At 52.3% G+C, this 22,630-nt stretch carries 4 protein-coding genes; 1 reads left to right on the forward strand and 3 read right to left on the reverse strand.

Translation table 11 applies throughout. From position 1 onward, the window contains the following. Positions 1-172 precede the first annotated feature (172 nt). On the forward strand, positions 173-18,481 hold the full coding sequence (locus FYZ48_RS00515; RefSeq protein ID WP_149336452.1) for a Calx-beta domain-containing protein: 18,309 nt from the start codon (positions 173-175) through the stop codon (positions 18,479-18,481). A gap of 21 nt (positions 18,482-18,502) precedes the next feature. Here the strand turns inward: FYZ48_RS00515 and FYZ48_RS00520 are convergent, their stop codons facing one another. The 3 genes from FYZ48_RS00520 to FYZ48_RS00530 all read right to left on the reverse strand — a co-directional run bounded on the left by FYZ48_RS00520 (position 18,503) and on the right by FYZ48_RS00530 (position 22,584). Continuing rightward, a complete protein-coding gene (locus FYZ48_RS00520) occupies positions 18,503-19,687 on the reverse strand; it encodes a sialidase family protein (protein ID WP_187781806.1) in 1,185 nt (394 codons plus the stop codon). 141 nt (positions 19,688-19,828) lie between these two features. Then, complete coding sequence (locus FYZ48_RS00525) at positions 19,829-21,637, reverse strand: cation:proton antiporter (protein ID WP_149336456.1); 1,809 nt, start codon at positions 21,635-21,637, stop codon at positions 19,829-19,831. Between the two features lie 125 nt (positions 21,638-21,762). Beyond that, positions 21,763-22,584 carry a hypothetical protein gene (locus tag FYZ48_RS00530; RefSeq protein WP_149336458.1) on the reverse strand — a complete coding sequence of 274 codons (822 nt, stop codon included), beginning with the start codon at positions 22,582-22,584 and terminating at the stop codon, positions 21,763-21,765. Between the last annotated feature and the right edge of the window lie 46 nt (positions 22,585-22,630).

A 22,630-nucleotide genomic window follows, 5' to 3' on the forward strand; every position in this document is an offset into this window, starting at 1 on the left:
TTCATCTACTGGTATCGTCGTTTACACACCTGAACTGCGTACACATTTTTGAAGGTTACAATTGTTTCCTTCTCCTCATTTCACCCGCCATTCCGTGTTCTTACATACGACATTTTGAAAATCTAATACTGACCATACAAACAATAACCAGACTGCAAAGGGCCACCAGCTGATGTTACTCACAAACTGGTTACAGTCTTTCGTTCACCGTTATACACCCAATCGCACATCTCAACGGTCGAAACGTCTTCGCCGTCGCCCTGAATCGCAGCGAATCAGGCATCTCAAATCCAGGTCAGTTAAATCGATCGAGCAACTCGAGGATCGAACGCTGCTGACATCGTTGCTCACGATCGACGATGTTTCGATTGTCGAAGGAGACAGTGGCACTTCCACGGCCTCCATCACCGTCACTCGTACTGGAAGCAGCGCAGGGGATCTCAATCATATAGCCCTCGTCAGTTTCACAACGCAAGACGGGACTGCCTCTGCCGCAGAGGGAGACTATATCGCCAGCAGCGGAACGCTGGCATTTACGGCGGATCCAACAGAACTGACACAGACACAGGTCATTACCGTTCAGATCAACGGCGATACGCTGACGGAAACAGATGAAACCTTCCAGCTCTTATTGACGGGCAGCAGTTCTACATTATCGACTATCGCAGATGACAGTGGACTGATCACAATCTCCAACAATGATTCCACATCTCTCAGCATGAGCGACGCATCCGCACCCGAAAATGAGACATTGACCTTCAATGTCTCCCTGAGCGAAGTCGCCGACGCGGACATCACCTTTCGCGTCAATACCCAGACTGGTACCGCAGACCACAGTGACTACACGTTTCTGAGCGATCAGCTGGTAACGATCAAAGCCGGAGATTTATCGACAGACATCACGGTCTACGTGCATGACGATGAAACTCAGGAAAATGACGAAACGTTCTCTGTTATTATCAGCGATCCGCAGCTGGTAGGAGTGGCACTGCCCGGCGCAGTAACTATTTCCGATGATACGGCAACAGGAACCATCGTAAATGATGATGCGGTGCCTGGATCGGTATTCAATATACAAAATATAATCGTTACCGAAAAAGACAGTGGTGTAGCAAATCTGGCAGTCAGAATCACCCGCACGGGAGGTAGTGCGGGTGATTTAAATTTTGATTCTTCGGTCGATTTTACGACTGTGGACGGAACTGCCATCGCAGGTGAAGACTATTCAGCAGAGACCTACACTGTAAATTTTTCAGCAAGTGCGACGGGCACCAGCCAGACTCAGACAGTCTATGTTCCCCTCTACGGCGATACCTACAAAGAACAGACTGAAACTTTCTTCGGACGACTGAGCAACCCGACTGGTGGCAGTATTCTCAAAGGAAATGTCTCTACGCTGGATGGCATTATTTACCTGGAAAACAATGACACTGAATTTGCATTCCAGGAGATTCACTATGCCGACCCGATCTATGCAAACCATACGTTTGACTATTTCGGTGACAGTATCGCCATCGATGGAGATGTGATGGTCGTAGGTGCTCGCTGGAATTCAGCTATCGGCAATCAGGAGGGAGCAGCCTATGTCTATGTCAGAAACGACCAGGGAACTCCTGGTGATGAATCAGATGACATCTGGGAATTTGAAACCACCTTATCGTCCGGGCTTCCCGCAGTAACCGGATCCCATCATTCAGCGGAATTCGGCGCTTCAGTTGCCATTGATGGTGACACCATAGTGGTCGGGGCAGAGTATGCTCTGGTGAATTCATCCAGTAAAGGACTCGTTTTTGTTTATACAAAAACAGGCAGTGACTGGAAAACACAACCCCCGCAGGTTGATATTTTAGATGTGTCCAGCACCTACAGTACTCAATACTTTGGTTCCGCTGTGGCCATTCATGAGAATACGATTGTCGCTGGTGCCCGGGGAGACCGCACATCCACTACGCTAGGTGGTGCAGCTTATGTATTTGAAAATAATGGAGCAGGCTGGTCTTCAGCAGACCTCAGACAGTTACTGCCATCAGATCCCGTTATCAGTGGTTACTTTGGTTCTGCCGTTGCCATTCAGGATGAGATCATTGTCGTAGGCTCCCCCAATGATGACGATTCCGGATACAACAGCGGTTCCGCCTATGTCTATACCAGGAATGGCGCAGACTGGATTACCAATCCTCCGATCGAAGCAAAATTAACCGCCTCGGATGGAAATGTAAATGATCTGTACGGATCAAGTGTTGCCACCAATGGTATCGATGTCGCCATCGGAGCCATCTACACCGATGACCAGGGAAACAATTCTGGTTCAGTCTACCTCTATACCAGAAACGGGGTGGACTGGACGACAACGCCCCCCGACGAGTTAGAGTTCACCGGTGAGTCATCCAGCAGCTTATTTGGCACCTCCGTGGCTATGACTCAGGATCGTCTTGTGGTCGGGGCGGGACGAGTCAGTTATGGGGGCAAAGTCCATGTCTATCTCAAAAATGGCGCGGACTGGGATATCAACACGGTAACAGAATCGGTATTACAGAGCCCCCCCTTTGAAGCCCAAAGATTAGGATATTCTGTCGCAATCTCGGGAAATACGATTGCAGCTGGTGCTCCCGATACGACATCCGATGGTGAAAACAGTGGCGCGGCTTACGTTTTTCATGCCACAACTTCCACCAGTTGGGTCCAGACAGACGCCGTAGGCCCCACTTCCCCCCTGACAGCCAACAATGCTGGAGATGAGTTTGGACAGAATATTGTTATCAATGATGATTATATGCTGATCGTCGCCCCGGGTACTGACTCCAGCCTCTCCCCGGGAGGAGTGGTCTACCTGTATGTCCGGGACCACTCCGGTACTCCGAACGATGACAGCGATGACGCCTGGGACTATCTGACTTCTTTCACTGCCCCTGATCCGACACAAACCCTGAGCTTTGGGGACAGCGTCGCCGTCAACGGGGATGTGATTGCAATTAGTGCTACACTTAGAACCGGGACTTCGGAAGTCTACCTCTACGAAAAAAATGGTTCCGACTGGACGACGCTCGCTCCAGTAATCACTCCTCTGCTTGCAGGAGCTTCACGTACACTGACAGGGAAATCATCGGTCGCCATTGATGGTGACACGATCGTGGTTGGAAATGCAAACGCGACCGGAAATGCCCCTGACTCCGGCGCCGTATATATCTATCTGAAAAACGGGGCTAACTGGTCATCATTAACTCCCACCGAAAGTATTCTGGTTTCCTCCGATGGAAATACAGGCGATCAATTCGGGGTCTCGGTAGCCATTGATGCAGACAAAATGATCGTCGGTGCCTCTGGGGATGATGGTCGAGGTTCAGCATATCTGTATCAGCTGGGAGAGACCGGCTGGGATTCTGCATCTGAAACGAAGCTGGTCAGCTATGACATACGCCCATTAGACAATTTTGGTTCAGTGGTTACCATCGAGGGAAACATCGTTATTATTTCGGCCCCTGAGGCTGATGGGGCCTCAAGTATCAGCGGTGCTGTTTACCTGTATGATGGGAGCGCTGGCTGGGATCAGCCTGAAGTAACCCGGTTTGCTGCGCCAGAAGGAGTGACAGATTACAGCTATGCTCATTTTGGGAGAAGTGTCAGCCTGGACGGGCAAACCCTGACCATAGGCGCTACAAACGGCAAGGCCTACATCTATGATGGATCTTCCGGATGGAGTAACCTGAATGGGACAAAGCTGACGTACTCGATTTCCCAGCCATTGTACAATCAGGGATTTGGCTCCAGAGTTGCCTTTCAGGGAAACAGTTTCGTTGCAGGGGTTCTGTTTAATGAATTTATGACGATCAGCTCAGTTTACAGCTACAATCAGCAGACCCCCACGTTCAGCATTGATGATGCCAGCATTACTGAAAATGATAACGGCACTCAGACTTTGAATCTCACGGTTTCCGTCACCGACATTCCGGACGGACTGTACAACCAGCCGATCTCGGTTGATTTCAGCACGGTAGACGGTTCCGCGACTGCAGCAGACAATGATTATCAGCCTTTGACAGGCACGCTGTATTTCGATGAAGACTCCCCCCTGGCCACCCAGTCGCAGACGATCTCAATTCTGATCAACGGAGACACCAAAGTCGAACTGGCGGAAACGTTCGCTGTGACGCTGTCAAATCCCTCGGTCGCCTCAGATCTCTCTCAGGGAACCGCAACTGTCACGATCAACGATAACGACACCGTCAACCTTTCGATCTCAGATGTCGTTGTCAATGAAGCCGATGGCACTGCCACGGTCACAGTCACTCTCGATCAACCAGTCCCGGGAAATCTGACCATCGACTATGCCACCAGTCAGGGAACGGCCATCGCCGGTACCGACTATTCCGCCACCAGCGGCACTTTGAGTTTTTCTGCAGGCCAGCAGTCTCAGACCATCACGGTTAATATTATTGAGGACACGCTGGCTGAGCTGGAGGACTCATTTGATATCATTCTCAGCAACCTGCAAAGCACCGGTTTTAATGCGAATCTGCTGGACAACACAGGTACGGTCACGATCCAGGATAACGATCGACTCTACAACTTCGAGTTCAAGTCGAAATTCCAGGCGCAAGGCACCATCTCCGATGGAGATCACCTGGGAAATGATATGGCCATCGACGGTGACACGATGATTGTCGGTGCCCCTTTCTGGGAAGATGTCACCAACCAGGGCGCCGCCTTCATCTATGTCCGCAATCGGCAGGGAACCCACGACGACCTGTCTGACGACACCTGGGATTACCAGGCTACCCTGCTCGCTCCCGACCCCGCTTTTCTTGATCGTTTTGGTTTTACCGTGGCGATCAGCGGCGACACGGCCGTAGTAGGAGCAATTTCAGGAGATGACGGCGTCAATGGCAGCGGTTCCGTCTATGTCTTCACTCGTTCGGGTACGAACTGGACCCTGCAGCAGGAATTGACGGCCTCCGATGCCGTTTCCAATGATTCCTTTGGTGAAAAACTGGCAATTGACGGAGACACCATTGTTGTGGGAACCGTACGCAACAATTCCTACACTGGCGCCGCCTATGTCTTCCAGCGTGACAACGGAGTCTGGTCGGAAGTCACCAAACTGACGGCCTCCGATGCCGTCGCGGGTCAGCAGTTTGGTAATGCCATCGATATTGAAGGATCCACTCTCGTCATTGGTGCCTATCGGGACTCGGAATACCTCTCTCAGAGTGGTGCGGTCTACATCTTCCAGAAGTTTGGCGGAAACTGGGTCGAGACCCAGAAGCTGAAAAGCTCTCAAATCGTCCCCAATGGATTTTTTGGCAGTTCATTATCGCTCGAAGGTGAGAACCTCGTGGTCGGTAACCCCGCCGCATTCGTGACGGCTGCTTCCAGAGGAAAGGTATACCTGTATACCCTGGATATAGACACCGGAATCTGGAGCGAAACACAGACCTTGACTCCAGACGATGGCAATGAGAATGCTTACTTTGGATACCGGGTAGAAATCAAAAATAACCTGCTCGTGATCAGCTCACTGCGAGATCTCGACACCGCTACCAACAACGGTAAAGTTTATACGTTTGTGAAACAGGGAGCCACCTGGGTTCAGTCCCAGAAATTCATCTCCCCGGATGCTGCCGACGATGATTATTTTGGAAAGGCCTTCGCCGTCACAGATGGTGCCTTGCTCGTCAGCGCCTATTATGATGATGAAGGGGCAGATAATACCGGATCCATCTATTATTATGCTCCCCAGGCCCCCGCCATCACTGTCAGTGATGCTGTCATTACGGAAGGCGATAACGGTTCGCGTTTTGTTTCACTTGAAGTCACCCGGACCGCTGTCACTGTCGGAGACCTGCTGCTCCCGGCAACGGTGGACTTTACCACGACCGATGGAACCGCAACCGCAGCCGAAGGCGATTACCTGGCCAGTTCCGGCACTCTTACCTTCAATGGGGACCCCACGGTTCTCTCACAGACAAAAATCATCACTATCGAAATTCCGGGCGACAGACTGGTCGAGCTCGATGCAGAATTTTCTGTCACTCTTTCCAACCTCACCGGTTACGGTCGCCTTGATGACGATACTGCGCAGATCACAATTGAGGACAATGATCAGGCCACAATCTCAATCAATGATGTCATCGTTAATGAAGCGGCGGGAAAAGCGCGTCTGACGGTGGTTCTCGATGCGCCTGTCAGCACAACCGTCACCCTCGATTACACCACCGTTGACCAGAGTGCCACCGCGACGAACGATTATCTCAGCCAGACCGGCAGTCTGACCTTCAACCCGGGTGAGCTGTCACAAATCATCGAAATTGACCTGGTCGACAGCATCCCGGTAGAGCTGCCGGAAACGTTCCTCGTCCAGTTAAGTAATCTGCAGGCGGGTGGACTCGATGTTTTCCTGCCAGACGATCTGGCTACGGTCACCATCAAAGATGACGATATCGGAGACTATGAACTGAAATCCCAAATCTATTCCATCGGATCACGACATCCTGATGACCATTTTGGTTTCAGTCTCGCCGTTGATGGTGACACGCTGATTTCCAGTGCACCGGGCTGGGATGCGACCTATTCAGACCAGGGAGGCGCTTTCATCTATGTCAGAAATGATCAGGGGACTCCCGAGTACACGGGCGATGACACCTGGGAGTATCAGGCGACTTTACTCGCACCGGATGCCGACAATGACACTTCAGACCGCTTTGGACACGTGGTGGCCATCAGTGGTGATACCGCAGTAGTAGCAGCCCTCTATGGCGATGAAACCGCAGAGAACGCAGGCTCCGTTTTCGTATTCACCCGCTCGAATGGAATCTGGTCATTCCAGCAGGAACTGCATGTAGCAGACACGATTAGCAATGGATTTTTCGGCGATGTCGTTGCCATCGAGAACGATACCTTAGTGGTGGGCGCCAGATCCACCGATGTTTATACCGGCTCTGCATACGTCTTCAAACGTGAAAACAACGTCTGGACGCAAACCGCAAAACTGGAAGCAGACGACGCCGCTCCACTCGCCAACTTCGGCAGTTCGGTCGATATTGAAAATTCGACAATTGTCATTGGTGCCCGTTTAGACTCGGAGACGGAATACCGCAGTGGTGCCGTTTATATTTTCAAAGAACAGGATGGAAACTGGACACAGACTCAGAAACTGAAAGACTCTACTCCTGTCGAATTGGGAACCTTTGGTACCTCGGTCAGTCTGGAAGGAGATCTGCTGCTGGTTGGTGCGATCTCCATCCCGGGCCAGCCGGCAAGTGCCGGTAAGGCCATTCTATTTCAACTCGATCACAACAGCGGTTTATGGAATCCGATCCAGACTTTGACGGCTTCTGACGCCGCCGCGGATTCATTATTCGGCGTGAGTGTAAAAATCCAGGATCACCAGATCTTTATCAGTAGCTCCAGCGATCCGACCGGAGTCTCCTACAATGGAGCCGTCTACCTGTTCCAACAAGAGAATCAGACCTGGGTTGAACAACAGAAATTCAGTGATCCGTCTCCCACGACCGGAATCAATTTTGGTCGTAACCTCGCCGTCTCGAATGACACAATCTTGATTGCAGCCAAGTATGACGATGATTATTCGCCCAATGCAGGTTCGATCTATGTCTATGGGTTGCCCCAGAATCCGACCATTTCCATTGAGGACGCCAGCGTCACTGAAACGGACAATGGTTCCCACATGGTCACTCTCAGTGTGACCCGCACAGCCACGAAACCAGGTGACCTGATCTATGGTGCGACCGTTGACTTCCTCACAATCGATGGCCTCGCAACTATCGCGGGAGGGGATTACGAAAACACCACCGGCACGATCACCTTTACAAGCGAACCGACAGCAACCAGCCAGACACAGACCATTTCCATCCGCGTCTTTGGTGATTTACTTGTCGAAGCAGACGAAACCTTCGGAATCGAGTTGTTCAATGTCACGGGACACGCCCGGATCTCTGATGCAGAAGCGACCATCACCATTCAGGATGACGATCAGGCTGCGCTGACCATTGACGACATTTCCATTAATGAAAACGCCGGAACCGCAACGCTGACGGTCTCGCTCGACCAACCCGTTGATACAGCGATCAGTGTCGATTACGCAACCGCAGATCAGTCTGCCATCAACCCCGATGACTATACCGCGACCTCAGGTACTCTGACATTCAACCCCGGTGTATTGTCCCGGGAAATCATCGTTTCCATCATCGACACCGATCTGGTGGAACTGGACGAGAAACTGCTGGTCAATCTCTCCGGATTACAGACAAATGGACGCGATGTCGTCATCGCTGACAGCCAGGGCGAGATCACGATTCAAGATGATGATCAGGCTGGTTTTCAAGTCACTGATTTAGCGGTTGACGAAAATGTGGGAACTGCGTTTGTCGTCATCACGCTCGATAAACTCATCGACACTGCGATCGACGTGACCTATATCACAATGGAAATCAATACCACTGAAGGGCTGGACTACGTTTACGCCAACGGTTCCATCACCTTCAATCCCGGTGAACTGTCGAAAACGGTCCCGGTCTCAATCATCGACTCCGCACTCGTCGAGGCGGACGAACGCTTTAGCTTCTCCATCGGTGTACTGGACAAGAAAGAGCGAGATATCATTATCAGCGATGGTTATGCTGAAATCACAATCCACGATGATGACCAGGCCCGTTTTTCCATCAACGACATTTCCGTTGATGAGGATGAGGGGACCGCCACACTGACCGTGACACTTGATGAACAAGTCTCGGGTACCGTCCAGGTCGATTACTATACCACCAGCCAGTCTGCGAGCAGCCCGACTGATTTTCAGTCATCCTCCGGCACCCTGAGCTTCAGTTCGGGAGTATCCACCCAGACCATTTCCATTCCCATTATCGATTCGGATCTGGTCGAACTCGATGAAAATTTCCTGGTCACCCTGACCAACATTCGGCCTGCCTATAATATCATTTTCACGGATTCCCAGGGACAGGTCACCATTCAGGATGATGATCAGGCCGCGATCACGATCAATGACATCTCTGTAGATGAAGATGCCGGTACCGCCATCCTGATCGTCTCACTCGATCAACCCGTGGATACTGCCATCAGCGTCGATTACGCAACCGCAGATCTGTCTGCCATCAGCCCCGATGACTATACCGCGACCTCAGGCACACTGACTTTCAATCCGGAAGAACAGTTAAAGATCATTACAATTCCGATCACCGATACAGATCTCGTTGAAGGCAGCGAAAGCTTGCTTGTCAATCTTTCCAACCTGCAGGCCGTGGGTCGCAATGTGATTCTCTCCGACACCCAGGGGGCAGTTACGATTACAGACGATGACCAGGCCGGCATCTCAATCGCTGACATCAGCGTCGATGAGAACGCAGGGATCGCCACCCTGACCGTCTCGCTGGATCACCCCGTCGATACTGTTATCAGCCTTGATTATAATACCGCCGCACAAAGTGCCGCCCTCAACGATGACTTCCTGGGAACCTCGGGGACACTGACCTTTAACCCCGGTGAACAGACCAGAGAGATTCAGGTAGCCATCGTCGATTCTGCTCTGGTAGAAGGTGATGAGTCGTTCCTGGTCGGCCTTTCCGGGCTGCAGGCCAATGGACGCAATGTCGTGATTTCTCGAAATCAGGCAGTGGTCACCATTCAGGACGATGATCAGGCCACATTGTCGATCAACAATGCCATCGTAGATGAAGATGCAGGGACCGCCACACTCACGGTTTCACTTGATCAGCCTGTGGCAACCACGGTGACAGTCAACTATTCCACCGCCAGTCTGTCAGCACTCAGCCCGGACGACTTCCAGGCAAAATCAGGTATACTGACTTTCAATCCAGGCGATTTATCAAAAACCATTACGGTCTCGATCATCGATTCGGAACTCGTGGAGTTAGAGGAACTTCTGCTGGTCAATCTCAGCAACATCCAGGCTGGTACAGCGAATGTCGTCTTTACTGACTCTCAAGGACAGATCACGATTCAGGACGACGATCAGGCCAACATCTCCATCAATGATGTCTCAGTTAACGAGGACGCCAATACTGCAACCCTGACCGTCACTCTCGACGTAGCCGTTGATACCGCCATCAGTGTCAACTATAGCACTGCAGATCAGACGGCGCTGGAATCCCAGGACTATCAGCCCACCTCCGGCACGCTGACTTTCAATTCCGGAGAGCTGTCTAAATCCATTACGATTCCGATTGTCGATTCGAATCTGGTCGAAATCGATGAAAAGTTGCTGGTCAATCTTTCCGGTCTGCAGGCTTTTGGACGAAATGTCGTCATCTCAGACAGCCAGGGCGAGATCACCATCGAGGACGATGACCAGGCGGCGATCACAATCGATGATGTGACAGTAGACGAAGACGCCGGTACCGCCACGCTCACCGTCTCGCTCGACAATCCCGTCGACACGACCATAACCGTCGATTACACCACGGTGGATCAGACCGCTGTCAGCCCGGCTGATTATACAACCGCCGCAGGTACCCTGACCTTTAACCCGGGAGTGCAGTCCCAGTCCATTACGGTTTCCATCATCGATACAGATCTTGTGGAACTGAATGAGAGTCTGCTGGTGAATCTTTCCGGATTACAGGCAAATGGACGCGATGTCGTCATCACTGACAGTCAGGGAGAAATCACAATCCAGGATGACGACCAGGCACGCATTCTGATCAATGATCTGACTGTCAACGAGGATGTCGGTAATGCACAGGTCATCGTGACACTCGATCAACCCGTAGACACCAGTATCACTGTCGATTACTCCCTGTATGACAGATCGACGAATGACAGCGATGATTTCATCGGCCAGTTCACCGTCAACACGATCACCTTCAACCCGGGTGAAGTGCAAAAGATCATTTCCATCCCTATTGTCGATTCCGCTAATGTGGAGACGACGGAATCCTTCTATCTGATCTTAAGTGGTCTGGAGGCCAGTGGTCGCGATGTCCTGATCCCTGAAGATACGATCGAAGTCACCATCCTCGACGATGACCAGGCGCGGATCTCGATCAATGACGTCACTGTCGATGAAGACGCTGGCACCGCCATGCTTACCGTCACTCTCGACCAGTTGGTGGATGGGCAGATCAGTATTGATTATACAACATCGGACCAGACAGCCGGCAGTCCTGAAGATTATCAGGCGACATCCGGCACGCTGATTATCAATTCGCGTGATCTGTCGGGAACCTTCACTATTCCCATCATTGATTCTGACCTGGTGGAAATAGATGAAAACTTCCTGGTCACCCTGTCAAACATACAGGCCACCAATCTGAACGTTGTGTTTGACGACGCTCAGGGCCAGGTCACCATTCAGGATGACGATCAGGCATCGCTTACGATCGACGATGTTACGGTAGACGAAGATGCCGGCTACGCCACACTCACCGTCTCTCTCGACAGAGAGGTCGACGCCGCAATCAGCGTAAGTTATGCAACCGCCGATCAGACTGCTGTCAGTTCGGAGGACTACCAGACCCGCTCAGGTACGCTCACCTTTAATCCGGGACAATCAACGAGAACAATCACCGTCCCCCTGATCTATGCCGGTCTGCTCGAACCGGAAGAAACGTTCGTCGTCAACCTGACCAATCTGCAAAACCAGGGACGCAATGTCATCATCGGCGACAGTCAGGGGGTTGTAACAATTATCAATCATCCTCCTGATTCTGTATTCAGTATCACGGGAGATCAGTTATTCTCCGAAGGAGATTCAGGAACACGCAACGTCCGCTTCGTGATCACCCGGACCGGCAGCATCGCTGGTGACCTGAACTTTGCGTCCTCGGTCAGCTTTACCACCGCCGATGGCACAGCGACTGCCGGCGAAGATTACTCTCCCAAAACTTATACTTTTAATTTCTCAGCCAGTCCGACCGCCCTGGAGCAGACCGCTTCAACCCTGGTTGCTGTGAACGCGGACACAATTAAAGAATTGTCAGAAACCATCCTGGGACGTTTGACCAATCCAACAGGTGGCAGCACTCTGGCTGGTGACGTTGCTGTTCTGGACGGGACTGCAGTACTCATCAACGATGATTCCGATTTCAGCTTCAACCAGGATTTCCTCACCCCCCCCGATTTCAGCAATCATACACGTGATCGCCTGGGAGATGATGCCATCGCCATTGATGGGGATGTAATGGTTGTGGGATCGCCACTGAACTCAGCAAGCGGTGAAGACAACGGTGCGGTCTATATCTATATCAGAAACGACCAGGGCACCTCGGAAGACCAGAGCGATGACACGTGGGAATACGAAACCAGCTTGCTACCCGACATGACACAACTCACGAATTACTCGGTTGGGGCACGCTTCGGAACCTCCGTCGCCATCGACGGTGATACGATCGTGATTGGTGCCCGGCAGGCCAGTTTCAATAATTATCACACGGGAGCGGTTTTCGTTTATACGAGAGTTGGTTCTGACTGGAAAACCGCAGCGCCAGTAATGGAAATTCTGGCCGACCCGATCTTTACCAATAACGTTTACTTTGGAGATGCCGTCTCGATTTACGAAAACACAATCGTTGTCGGCGTTCCGGGAGACAGCTCCGGTGCTTCCAGTGGTGGCGCCGCTTATATTTACGAAAAGAACGGCAGTAACTGGTCGACGGCAGATGTCCGCAAGCTGATTCCCTCTGATTCGGCTGCCAATACGGATTTTGGAGTCGCAGTTTCCATTTATGACGACCTGATTGTTGTAGGTGATTCCCGTAATGGGGCCAACGGTACCAACTCAGGTGCCGCCTACGTCTATACCAGAAGCGGGGACAACTGGATCGACAGTCCTCCGATTGAAGTAAAACTGACCGCCTCTGATGCCAGCAGCAACACATATTTTGGAGGCTCAGTCAGTACCAATGGTTCTGAAATCGTAGTTGGCTCACATCAGGCTCACGAATTTGGTACCGGTACCGGCGCCGCCTATCTCTATTCCCGTAATGGAGCCGACTGGAATAGCCTTCCACCCGACGAAATCAAACTCACAGGCTCAGCCGCTTATGATTATTTCGGGACTTCGGTCTCTCTCTCCGATCAGCAACTGGTTGTCGGCTCTCCCGGCGCCGGTGATGCAGGTTCTATCTTCATATATTCCAGAGGTGGCGCGGACTGGGACACCAGCACCATGACCTTAACGATAGAATCCATCAACTCTACAGAGTCGCTCAGTTTTGGAGATACGGTGGCGATCTCTGGAAGTACAATTGCGGCGGGAGTTCCGGGAATCAGTCGGGATGGGATAGAAAGTGGTGCCGTATTTGTTTACCAGTCGTCCGCCCCTGACACCTGGACGCTGGCAAGTGAACTCAGTCCTACCGACTCCCAGACCGCACACAATGTTGGTGATTACTTCGGAGATTCGATTGTGACTTCAGATCAATACATGTTGATCTCGGCACCACGTTCTGATTCTTCCCTCTCTCCCGAGGGAGTGGTCTTCCTCTATACCCGGAACGACGCAGGAACTCCTGCGGATGAAAACGATGATTTCTGGGAATATACCACGGCGTTCACCGCACCAGATCCCGAACAGACTCGTCTCTTCGGCGAGACCTTCGCCATCGATGGCAGTACAATTCTCATTAATGCTATTATGGACGACTCCACAGCAGAGGTTTACATTTATGAAATGAATGGCTCTGACTGGACTACCACGGCCCCGACAGTCACTCCCCTGTTATCACGATTATCGCGTTCGATTCCACAGGACTCAATTACGGCCAACACGGCATTAGCGATCCAGGGCGATACCATCGTGGTCAGTGGTACTGTGGCAAACGGGAACGCCCCCTCCTCCGGAGCGGTTTATGTCTACACGAGAAACGGATCTGACTGGTCCACTTCCCTGCCCACAGAATCGATTCTGGCAGCATCAGACGGAAGTGCGCAAGACCATTTTGGCTATTCCATTGACCTGGATGGTGACAAACTGGTCGTGGGTGCTGAAGCGAAACAAAATCGGGGTGGGGCCTATCTCTATGAAAAGGGCGTCACCGGTTGGGATTCGGCAATAGAAACCATCCTCGACGCCTCTGACCTGCAAACCGGAGATCGCTACGGCTCCTCCGTTGCCATCGATGGAAATACGATTGCCGTCTCTGCGCCTTACCATTCTGGAGCAAACGAAAAATCAGGAGCCGTATACCTGTTTGATGGCAGTGGTGGCTGGACTAATCCATCAGAAATCAAATTGACACAAGCTGATCAGAACAGTTATTTCCTGTTCGGTTCCAGTCTCGCCCTGGATGGCAATCTGCTTGCCGTAGGAACGAATAAGACTTCAGTATTCCTCTTCGATGGTTCAGCTGGCTGGGATCTCGACCATGAAACCAAACTCAGCTATCCACCCTCGTCTGATCTACTCGGGCTTGGATTTGGTGCTACCGTTGCGTTGAACAACAACAATCTTGTAGTAGCAGCTCTGTATAATGAATACCACAACAGAGGGAACGTATTCAGCTTCAATCGACAGGTTCCGACCTTCTCGATCGACAATGCAACCATCACCGAGAACGATAACGGTACTCAGACACTCCAACTCACCGTCACTGCCACCGGTATCATCCCTGGCCTGCACGCCGACCCTATTTCGCTCGACATCGACACCCTCTCCGGATCTGCACTGGCAGGCTCCGACTTCCTGGCATACTCAGGTACTATCCTGTTTGACAATAATGCTGCCTCAAGCACACAAACGAAAACCATCTCGATTGACATCATCGGTGATACCAATGTCGAGGCCACGGAAGCGTTTTCGGTTGTTATTTCGAACCCCTCCGTCGATGCTAACCTCATTCAGGACACCGGAACAGTTACGATTTCTGACAATGATGTCGCTTCTATCCAGATTTCAAACCGGACCGTCAACGAAAACAATGGCACAGTTGTCATCCCCGTGATTCTTGATAAATCGGTTCAGACGACCATCACGGTCAACTACACCACAGTCAGCCAGACTGCCGACAACCCCGACGATTATCTCACCACTTTCGGCACCTTGACTTTTAATCCTGGCGAGCAGCTCAAGAATATCAGCATTCCGCTGGTCGATAACGGTGTGGTTGAAGTAGATGAAGAATTTCTGGTAACCCTGTCGGGAATCCAATCCAATGGACACCAGGTCGTCTTCGCCGATGATCAGGCTCTGGTCACGATCCAGGATGATGACCAGGCAGCCATTTCCATTAACGATACCAGCATCGATGAAGATGCAGGCACCGTCACGCTCACCGTCTCCATGGATCACCCCGTCGATACGACTGTGACCATTGACTATTCAACTTCCGACCAGACAGCCGGTGCTCCCGACGATTTTCAGAACACCAGCGGCACACTTACATTCAATCCGGGAGAACAGAGCAAGACGATCACCATACCCATCGTCGATTCAGGCCGCGTCGAACTCGATGAAACCTTCCTGGTCACGCTCTCTGCACTCCAGGCAAGCGGACGTGACGTGATCATCTCTGACTCCCAGGCACAGGTCACCATTCGGGACGATGACCAGGCGGCCATCACCATCGATGATGTCGCGGTCAATGAAGACGCAGGCACCGCCACCCTCACCGTCTCCATGGATCAACCCGTCGATACCGCAGTAACCGTCGATTATGCCACCTCGGACCAGACAGCTGGTGCCCCCGACGATTATCAGACCACCACCGGCACACTGACATTCAATCCGGGAGAACAGAGCAAGACGATTACCATTCCCATCGTCGATTCAGACCGCGTCGAACTCGATGAAACTTTCCTGGTCACGCTCTCTGCGCTTCAGGCAAGCGGACGTGACGTCAGCATCACCGATTCGCAGGCCCAGGTCACCATTCAGGACAACGACCAGACGGCTATGACAATCGATGATGTCACTGTCGATGAAGATGCCGGCACTGTCACTCTCACCGTCTCGTTGGATCAACCGGTCGACACCAATGTGAGCATCGATTATGCCACTTCCGATCTGACAGCAGGAGCCCCTGACGATTACCAGAGCGTCTCGGGCACACTCACCTTCAATCCGGGAGAACAGAGTAAGACGATTACAATCCTCATCGTCGATTCAAACACAATTGAGCTGGATGAAAACTTCCTGGTCTCTCTCTCAGCGCTTCAGGCCGGCGGACGTGATGTCATTATCACGGACTCCCTGGCTCAGGTCACCATTCAGGACGACGATCAAGCCGCTATCACCATCGATGATGTCACCATTGCTGAAGACGCCGGCACTGTTAGCCTCACCGTTTCGATGGATCAACCCATCGACACCACTGTGACCGTCAATTATGCTGCTTCCGACCAGAGTGCCGGTGCTCCCGATGATTATCAATCCACCACCGGCACACTCACCTTCAATCCGGGTGAGTTGAGCAAGACGATTACCATCCCCATTATCGACTCAAACATCATAGAGCTGGATGAAACCTTCCTGGTCTCACTCTCAGGTCTCCAGGCGGGCGGACGCGATGTGATTAACACTGATTCGCAGGCCCAGGTCACCATTCAGGACGACGACCAGGCAGCCATCTCCATCAATGATTTGACCGTCGACGAAGACGCTGGTACTGCCACCCTTACCGTCTCAATCGATCAACCCATCGACACCACTGTAACTGTGGATTATACAACTTCCGACCAGAGTGCCGATGCTCCCGATGATTATCAAACCACCGCCGGCACACTCACCTTCAATCCGGGTGAGTTGAGCAAGACGATCACCATCCCTATCATCGATTCAAACCTCGTCGAACTGGATGAAACCTTCCTGGTTACTCTCTCTGCACTTCAGGCAAGTGGACGTGACGTCAGCATCTCTGAGTCCGAGGCGCAGGTCACCATTCAGGACGACGACCAGGCCGCCATGACCATCGATGATGTGACTGTAGACGAAGATGCAGGCACCGCCACCCTCACCGTCTCCCTCGACCAACCAGTCGACACCACTGTGACCGTCAATTATGCCACGTCCGACCAGACAGCTGGAGCCCCAGACGATTATCAGAATACCACCGGCACGCTCACTTTCAATCCGGGTGAGCTCAGCAAAACAATTACGATCCCCATCGTCGACTCCCCATTGATCGAAGCACATGAAACATTGCTCGTCGATCTCTCAGGGATGCAGTCGGCTGGTCGGAATGTCATCCTGACGGATAGCCAGGGTCAGGTCACCATCAGGGATGATGACCGTGTGACTGCAGAACTGCACCTGCGAGTTGTGAGTCAGCCATCGAATACGACGAGCGCAGGAGAGGTGTTGACTCTTCCCGCAGGTCGGGATTGGGTTGATGAATGGTCTACCTACTGGGTCGAAATCTGGGTCGATGCACTCAACCCAACCTCCCAGGGCATCTTCTCCACCGGTCTGGAATTCAGCTATCAGACACAATACACTTCCGCGAGTGAAATCGAATTTGGAGGAGCCTTTACTCAAAACCAGATGGGGCTGATCGATGACGCGAGTGGCACAATCAGTAACCTTTACGCGGAAACCACCGAGACGCAACGAGGGTCGGACAGGTATCTGCTCTTCGCACGCATCAAGTTCGAACCCGCAGGCGAGGATCAGGTATTACTCGACCTGGAAAACAAGAGCATCGGACCGTATGATCTGGAATTCGAGATCAATACACCGCAGGTGACGCTAGTCGATGATATCGCTCTCGACACGGTTCCCGCCGCATTCGCTGGAACAGAAATCTGGGCAAACCCCTACGATCTGAATGACGATAATCGAATTAACTTCCGCGACCTGCTGCTGTTTGCCAGCGTCTATAATTCAATCCCCAGCCAATCTGATTCAGACTACGCCTGGTTTGCAGACCTGAACCAGAATGATCGTGTCGAATTCAAAGACTTGCTCCTCTTTGCCTCGAATTACAATAAAACCAGGGAAGGTCGAGATCAGGTCAACTATGCATCAAGCTATCCCGAAGTCTGGAATAATCTGCTGACGGTCGAGTCCCAGGCTGAACCTCCGTTGATCGTCGAGCCACTCAAACAGACGACTGCTCAGAGTATGCTCGACAGTGCAGTTGATGAAGTCAGTTCCCAGGTTTCGTCAGCCGAAAGTCAGAAACTGGAATCGATCAATATTCAGGTAACCGACCTGGCCGGGGACACCTTGGGGCGTGCTGCCGGAAACACCATCTATATCGACAGCAATGCCGCCGGATATGGCTGGTTCATTGATGCGACTCCCACCAGTCACGACGAGTTCACTGAATCTTCTGACCTGACACTGATCGCTTTGCCGGACAGCGGTGCGGCCGGGCAAGTTGATCTCTGGTCGGTGATCATGCACGAACTGGGGCACCTGTTGGGTTACGATCACGAAGAAAGTGGTTGGATGGAAGACAGTCTGGTTCCCGGAGTTCGCAAGCTACCGGCCTGGGAAACCGAAGCCGATCAGTTCTTTACCAACCTGAGCGACGACATGAGCATTATCCTCTGATCAACCAGAAGACCGATCGCGTCATGCATAAAACTGATCGGTTTGGAAAATCTTGAGCGTAACCTCAGAATCACGTTTCCAGTCGGTCGAACGAGAATAGTAGGCAATCAGCGTTTCGTCCCCGACAAATGTCAGAGATGGATACGCGGCGTCATAATTGGTCCGGTTGTCGATATCCTTGAAGTGTCGCCAGGTTTTACCCTCATCCTGCGAGACCGCTGCTGTCAGCGGTGTTCGCGGCCAGTTCCGGGGTGAGGCCACATGATTCCAGAGCAACAGCAAGTCCCCCGTAGAGGGAATCCGTTTTACAATGGAAGGCGCTTCCGGGGAAGGCAGCTCAGTGGGCACCGGTTTACTCCAATGGATGCCACCATCTTCGGAATAACTCTGATACAGACACTGATTTGTATTCCGCAGAAAACAGAGCAGTCTGCCATCCTTGAGTTCAACAATCGCCGGTTCGTGACAGCCCCGCCCCGGGGCAGTCATACTGTTTGCACTCCGCTTCCACGTTTGAAAGCCATCATCGGAGTAGAAGACAAATGAGTGCAGATCTCCCCCTTTGTATGCTGTTCCACCAACATAATTGTCCGCAGCAGGCCCATGGGCCGGAATCAAAACACGGCCGGTGCTCAGCCGTAAAGCATGGTCGGCGTTACAGCAATACCAGCCCGGTTCCGAAATCTGCTGTTGTGGTCCCCAGGTCCGGCCATTGTCGGTAGAACGTCTCAAAAAAACATTCCGCGCCCGGGGACTGTCCCAGCCCACATACGAGAACAGAATTTCCTGGTCAGACAGACGGATCAGATTGGGATGTTTTACGTTGTGCACCCACTCATTGGTCTGCAGCACCCGTCGATTCCCCCAGCTACGGCCCCGATCGTTGGATGTCATCGAACTGATCTGGCAGGCAACATGATCGCCGATTCCCGAAAACCCTTTCTTTTGCGCGGGCTGCTCGGACTGGCTGTAATATTCAGACCAGACCAGTAGTAATCGCCTCTCATCCAACGGGAAGATCAACTGATGATCGTGCCGCGGATGCTCTGGGGTCCAGGGGCAGACAATGGACTCATGAACCGGCTTCAACAACGGTCGTTTCTCAGCAGCCGTTTCCGCCTGCGCCTGTAACAGTGAACCGGTCCAACTTCCCGCTAATGTGCAGGCCAGAGAATGTTTCAGAAACTCACGGCGATGAACTCTCATACAAACTCTCCACATTCTGTCACTTGGAAATCAGCTGTGAAACAAAGGTTGTCGAGATTGTATTGTAAAGCAGTGTTGTGCTGTCGATCCAGACTGATCTCAGCGAAGAGAGTCTGGGGCAAAAGCGGCCTTTTGAAGCAATCACTCGGCTTCGACAGGTACCTTCTCCGCCAGACTCATGATCTTCCAGCCCGCCTTAGGTTGAAAGTCTGGTTCTGCTGTAAAGACCTGCACGTGATGATTGGTATCGATGGCGAATAATGGGATGCGTTTGGCGTCGATCTGGTTCTGAAATTGTTCAAAGGTAAATTCTTCTGACAACACCGTCGTTTTCATTTCCGCCCCCTGCTCCAGCATCCGACTCAGATCCTGGTAGTTCAACGACTCACCAAACACCGTCCGGCCACCATATTTGAAAGCGGTCTTCGCTTCAGCCTTCCCAGCCGTAGGTTCCGAAAGCCGGATTGTGAAGATATTCGCCTTGGTAAACTCCAGCCGATAATAATGCGCCGCCAGTGCATTCAGCTCCACCTGGGGGGAAACCGCCAGCAGGTGTCCAATGCCAATCAGGTCAATATGGCGTTCCGCATGTTCTGACACAGGGTTTCCCCAGTATGCTTGTAGCCCTTTCAGGCGGGCTTCTGTCACGGAAGACCAGTTCTGGTCGGTCAGAAACGTTCGAATGCCGTTTTTCTTCAGTTCCAGTGCAATCACCTGTGCCAGACGGTTTGCGCCGACAATCAGAAAGCCGTTCGGTTCAGGCTCGGCAACTTTCAGAAAACGAGCCAGCGGGCCGGCAGTCGTGCTCTGTAACACCACCGTCCCCACAATCACCATGAATGTCAGAGGAACCATTGCCGCTGCAAACGGATAACCGACCGCCTGCAGTTTAATGGCAAACAGGGCCGAGATTGCTGCTGCGACAATCCCGCGCGGAGCAATCCAGGACAGGAGGTGCCGCTCGTTCATCGACAGCTTGGATCCCAAGGCACAAAGATGCACGCTCACCGGGCGAATTACAAACTGAATCACCGCGAAGACCGCCACCGCAGGCCAGCCTAAATCACGAAATGAGCTCAGATTCATACGAGCTGCCAGCATGATGAACAGCATGGAAATCAGCAGGATACTCAGGCTTTCTTTGAAATCCAGAATGTCATCCAGATCCAGCCCCTTGGTATTCGCGAGCCAGATTCCCAGAACTGTCACCGAAAGCAGGCCGGATTCCGCCTCGAACATATTGGAAACGGCAAACACAACACACACCAAAGCCAGCGAGGCGAAATTATGCAGATACTGAGGAATCCAGTATTTCTTTAACAGGAATGCAAACAGGTAACCACTTACTGCGCCAAACAGCACCCCGATCAGTACCATTTTACCGAACACGACCAGTCCCGCGGCAAAGCCCCCTTCAGCGCCCCCAGCCAGAATGAATTCGAACACCAGAACCGCCAGAATCGCTCCCAGGGGATCGATCAGAATCCCCTCCCACTGCAGGATATGGGCCACGTTCTCTTTGGGTCGCACGGTTCTCAGCAGCGGTGTAATGACGGTCGGCCCGGTGACCACCATCAGGGCACCGAATAAAAACGAAACGTTCCAGGAAAAATCGAGCAGCAGCCGCGTCGCCAGGGTCGTTCCCATCCAGGTGATGAAGGCACCGATGGTAATCATATTGCGGATGACCCGCTCCAGCCCCGGTATGTTCTGCAGTTTCAGAGTCAGGCTACCTTCGAACAGAATCACCGCCACTGCCAGCGAAACGAAGGGAAACAGCAGATCTTCAAACAGTTCATCCGGATCCAGCCAGCCCATCACCGGGCCAGCGAAAATCCCTGTGGCCAGCAGGAAAATAATCGCGGGATATTTTACCCGCCAGGCAAGCCACTGGCAGACAATACCGGCCAGCAGAATAAATGACAGGGATAAAATAATGTGTTCACTCATGGGGACTCCAGACTTCATTTACGTAAGGGCCGCTTATTGTCCTGAGTCACTACCGATTGTGCAAGTCAGTCAACTTGTCAGAAGCAGACGGGTCCCTGGATGCAGCCTGAAGTGATCGCGCTCCCTTATTCAGCCTGCTTGAGTCGCATCTTGACGACTTCGCGTTTCTTGCGAACGATGCCATACAGGACACCTTCATCTGTCGCATCCCAGGCAATCCCCTGCCCCGCGAGGGGAGCAGCCAGCGTCTCCACGTACTCCATCACTCCCGGTTGTTCAGGAACCCGCAAGACATAGAGTTCCCCATGATCGTGACCGGTCGTGAAGAGCAGTCCCCCCGGCCCCCAGGCACCACCGGAATTACTGTTAGGCAGAAAGCGTTGCACCACCTGTTGCGGAAAGGTCCACTCCGCTTCCGGCTGCCATTGATCGTTGTAGCGTACCAGCCGGGTTTGCTTGACAGTCTCCGCTTTTCCGTAAAAAGCGAAGACCACCCACCACTTTCCTTCCCGGCGGTCAACCCAGTTGATCGCTCCGGTTGTGTTGGGGAACTTCAATGTCTGCAGCGGACGCAGACTCGCCGCGTCGAAAACTTCGATCGTATTTTTCAACGGAGATGCAGGCCAGTTTGAATGAGCACAATACAGCTTGCCGTCGATCACAATCCCGCTGTTCAAATGCTTGATATGTGAATCCCGCGGCGGCGACCAGAGCTTCAGTTTCTGACCACTCTGTTTGTCGTACCGGCCGATCTCGCGACTGGAAATCGCGTAAAATGCATGCTCATCCACGGCGACCCCCTGATGTGCTTCGCGGGCAGGAAATCGTTTCAGCTCCACCAGCTCTTGCGCCCGCGGTTCACTCGCAAAGACATGCGCGTCGATCCCGTAGACGATAAGACAAAGCAACAAACAGACAGCACGAGGCAGTAATCGAGGTGACAACATCAACCATTCTCCAGGACGAATCAATCAGACAGCTCAGTTTGCACAC

Source organism: Gimesia chilikensis (assembly GCF_008329715.1).
In the GTDB taxonomy this organism is placed as follows: Bacteria; Planctomycetota; Planctomycetia; order Planctomycetales; family Planctomycetaceae; genus Gimesia; species Gimesia chilikensis.

Excerpts from the sequence above, each read along its gene's own strand:
- FYZ48_RS00515 (WP_149336452.1), top strand. The coding sequence starts at position 173 with ATGTTACTCACAAACTGGTTACAGTCTTTCGTTCACCGTTATACACCC.
- FYZ48_RS00520 (WP_187781806.1), bottom strand. The coding sequence starts at position 19,687 with ATGAGAGTTCATCGCCGTGAGTTTCTGAAACATTCTCTGGCCTGCACA.
- FYZ48_RS00525 (WP_149336456.1), bottom strand. The coding sequence starts at position 21,637 with ATGAGTGAACACATTATTTTATCCCTGTCATTTATTCTGCTGGCCGGT.
- FYZ48_RS00530 (WP_149336458.1), bottom strand. The coding sequence starts at position 22,584 with ATGTTGTCACCTCGATTACTGCCTCGTGCTGTCTGTTTGTTGCTTTGT.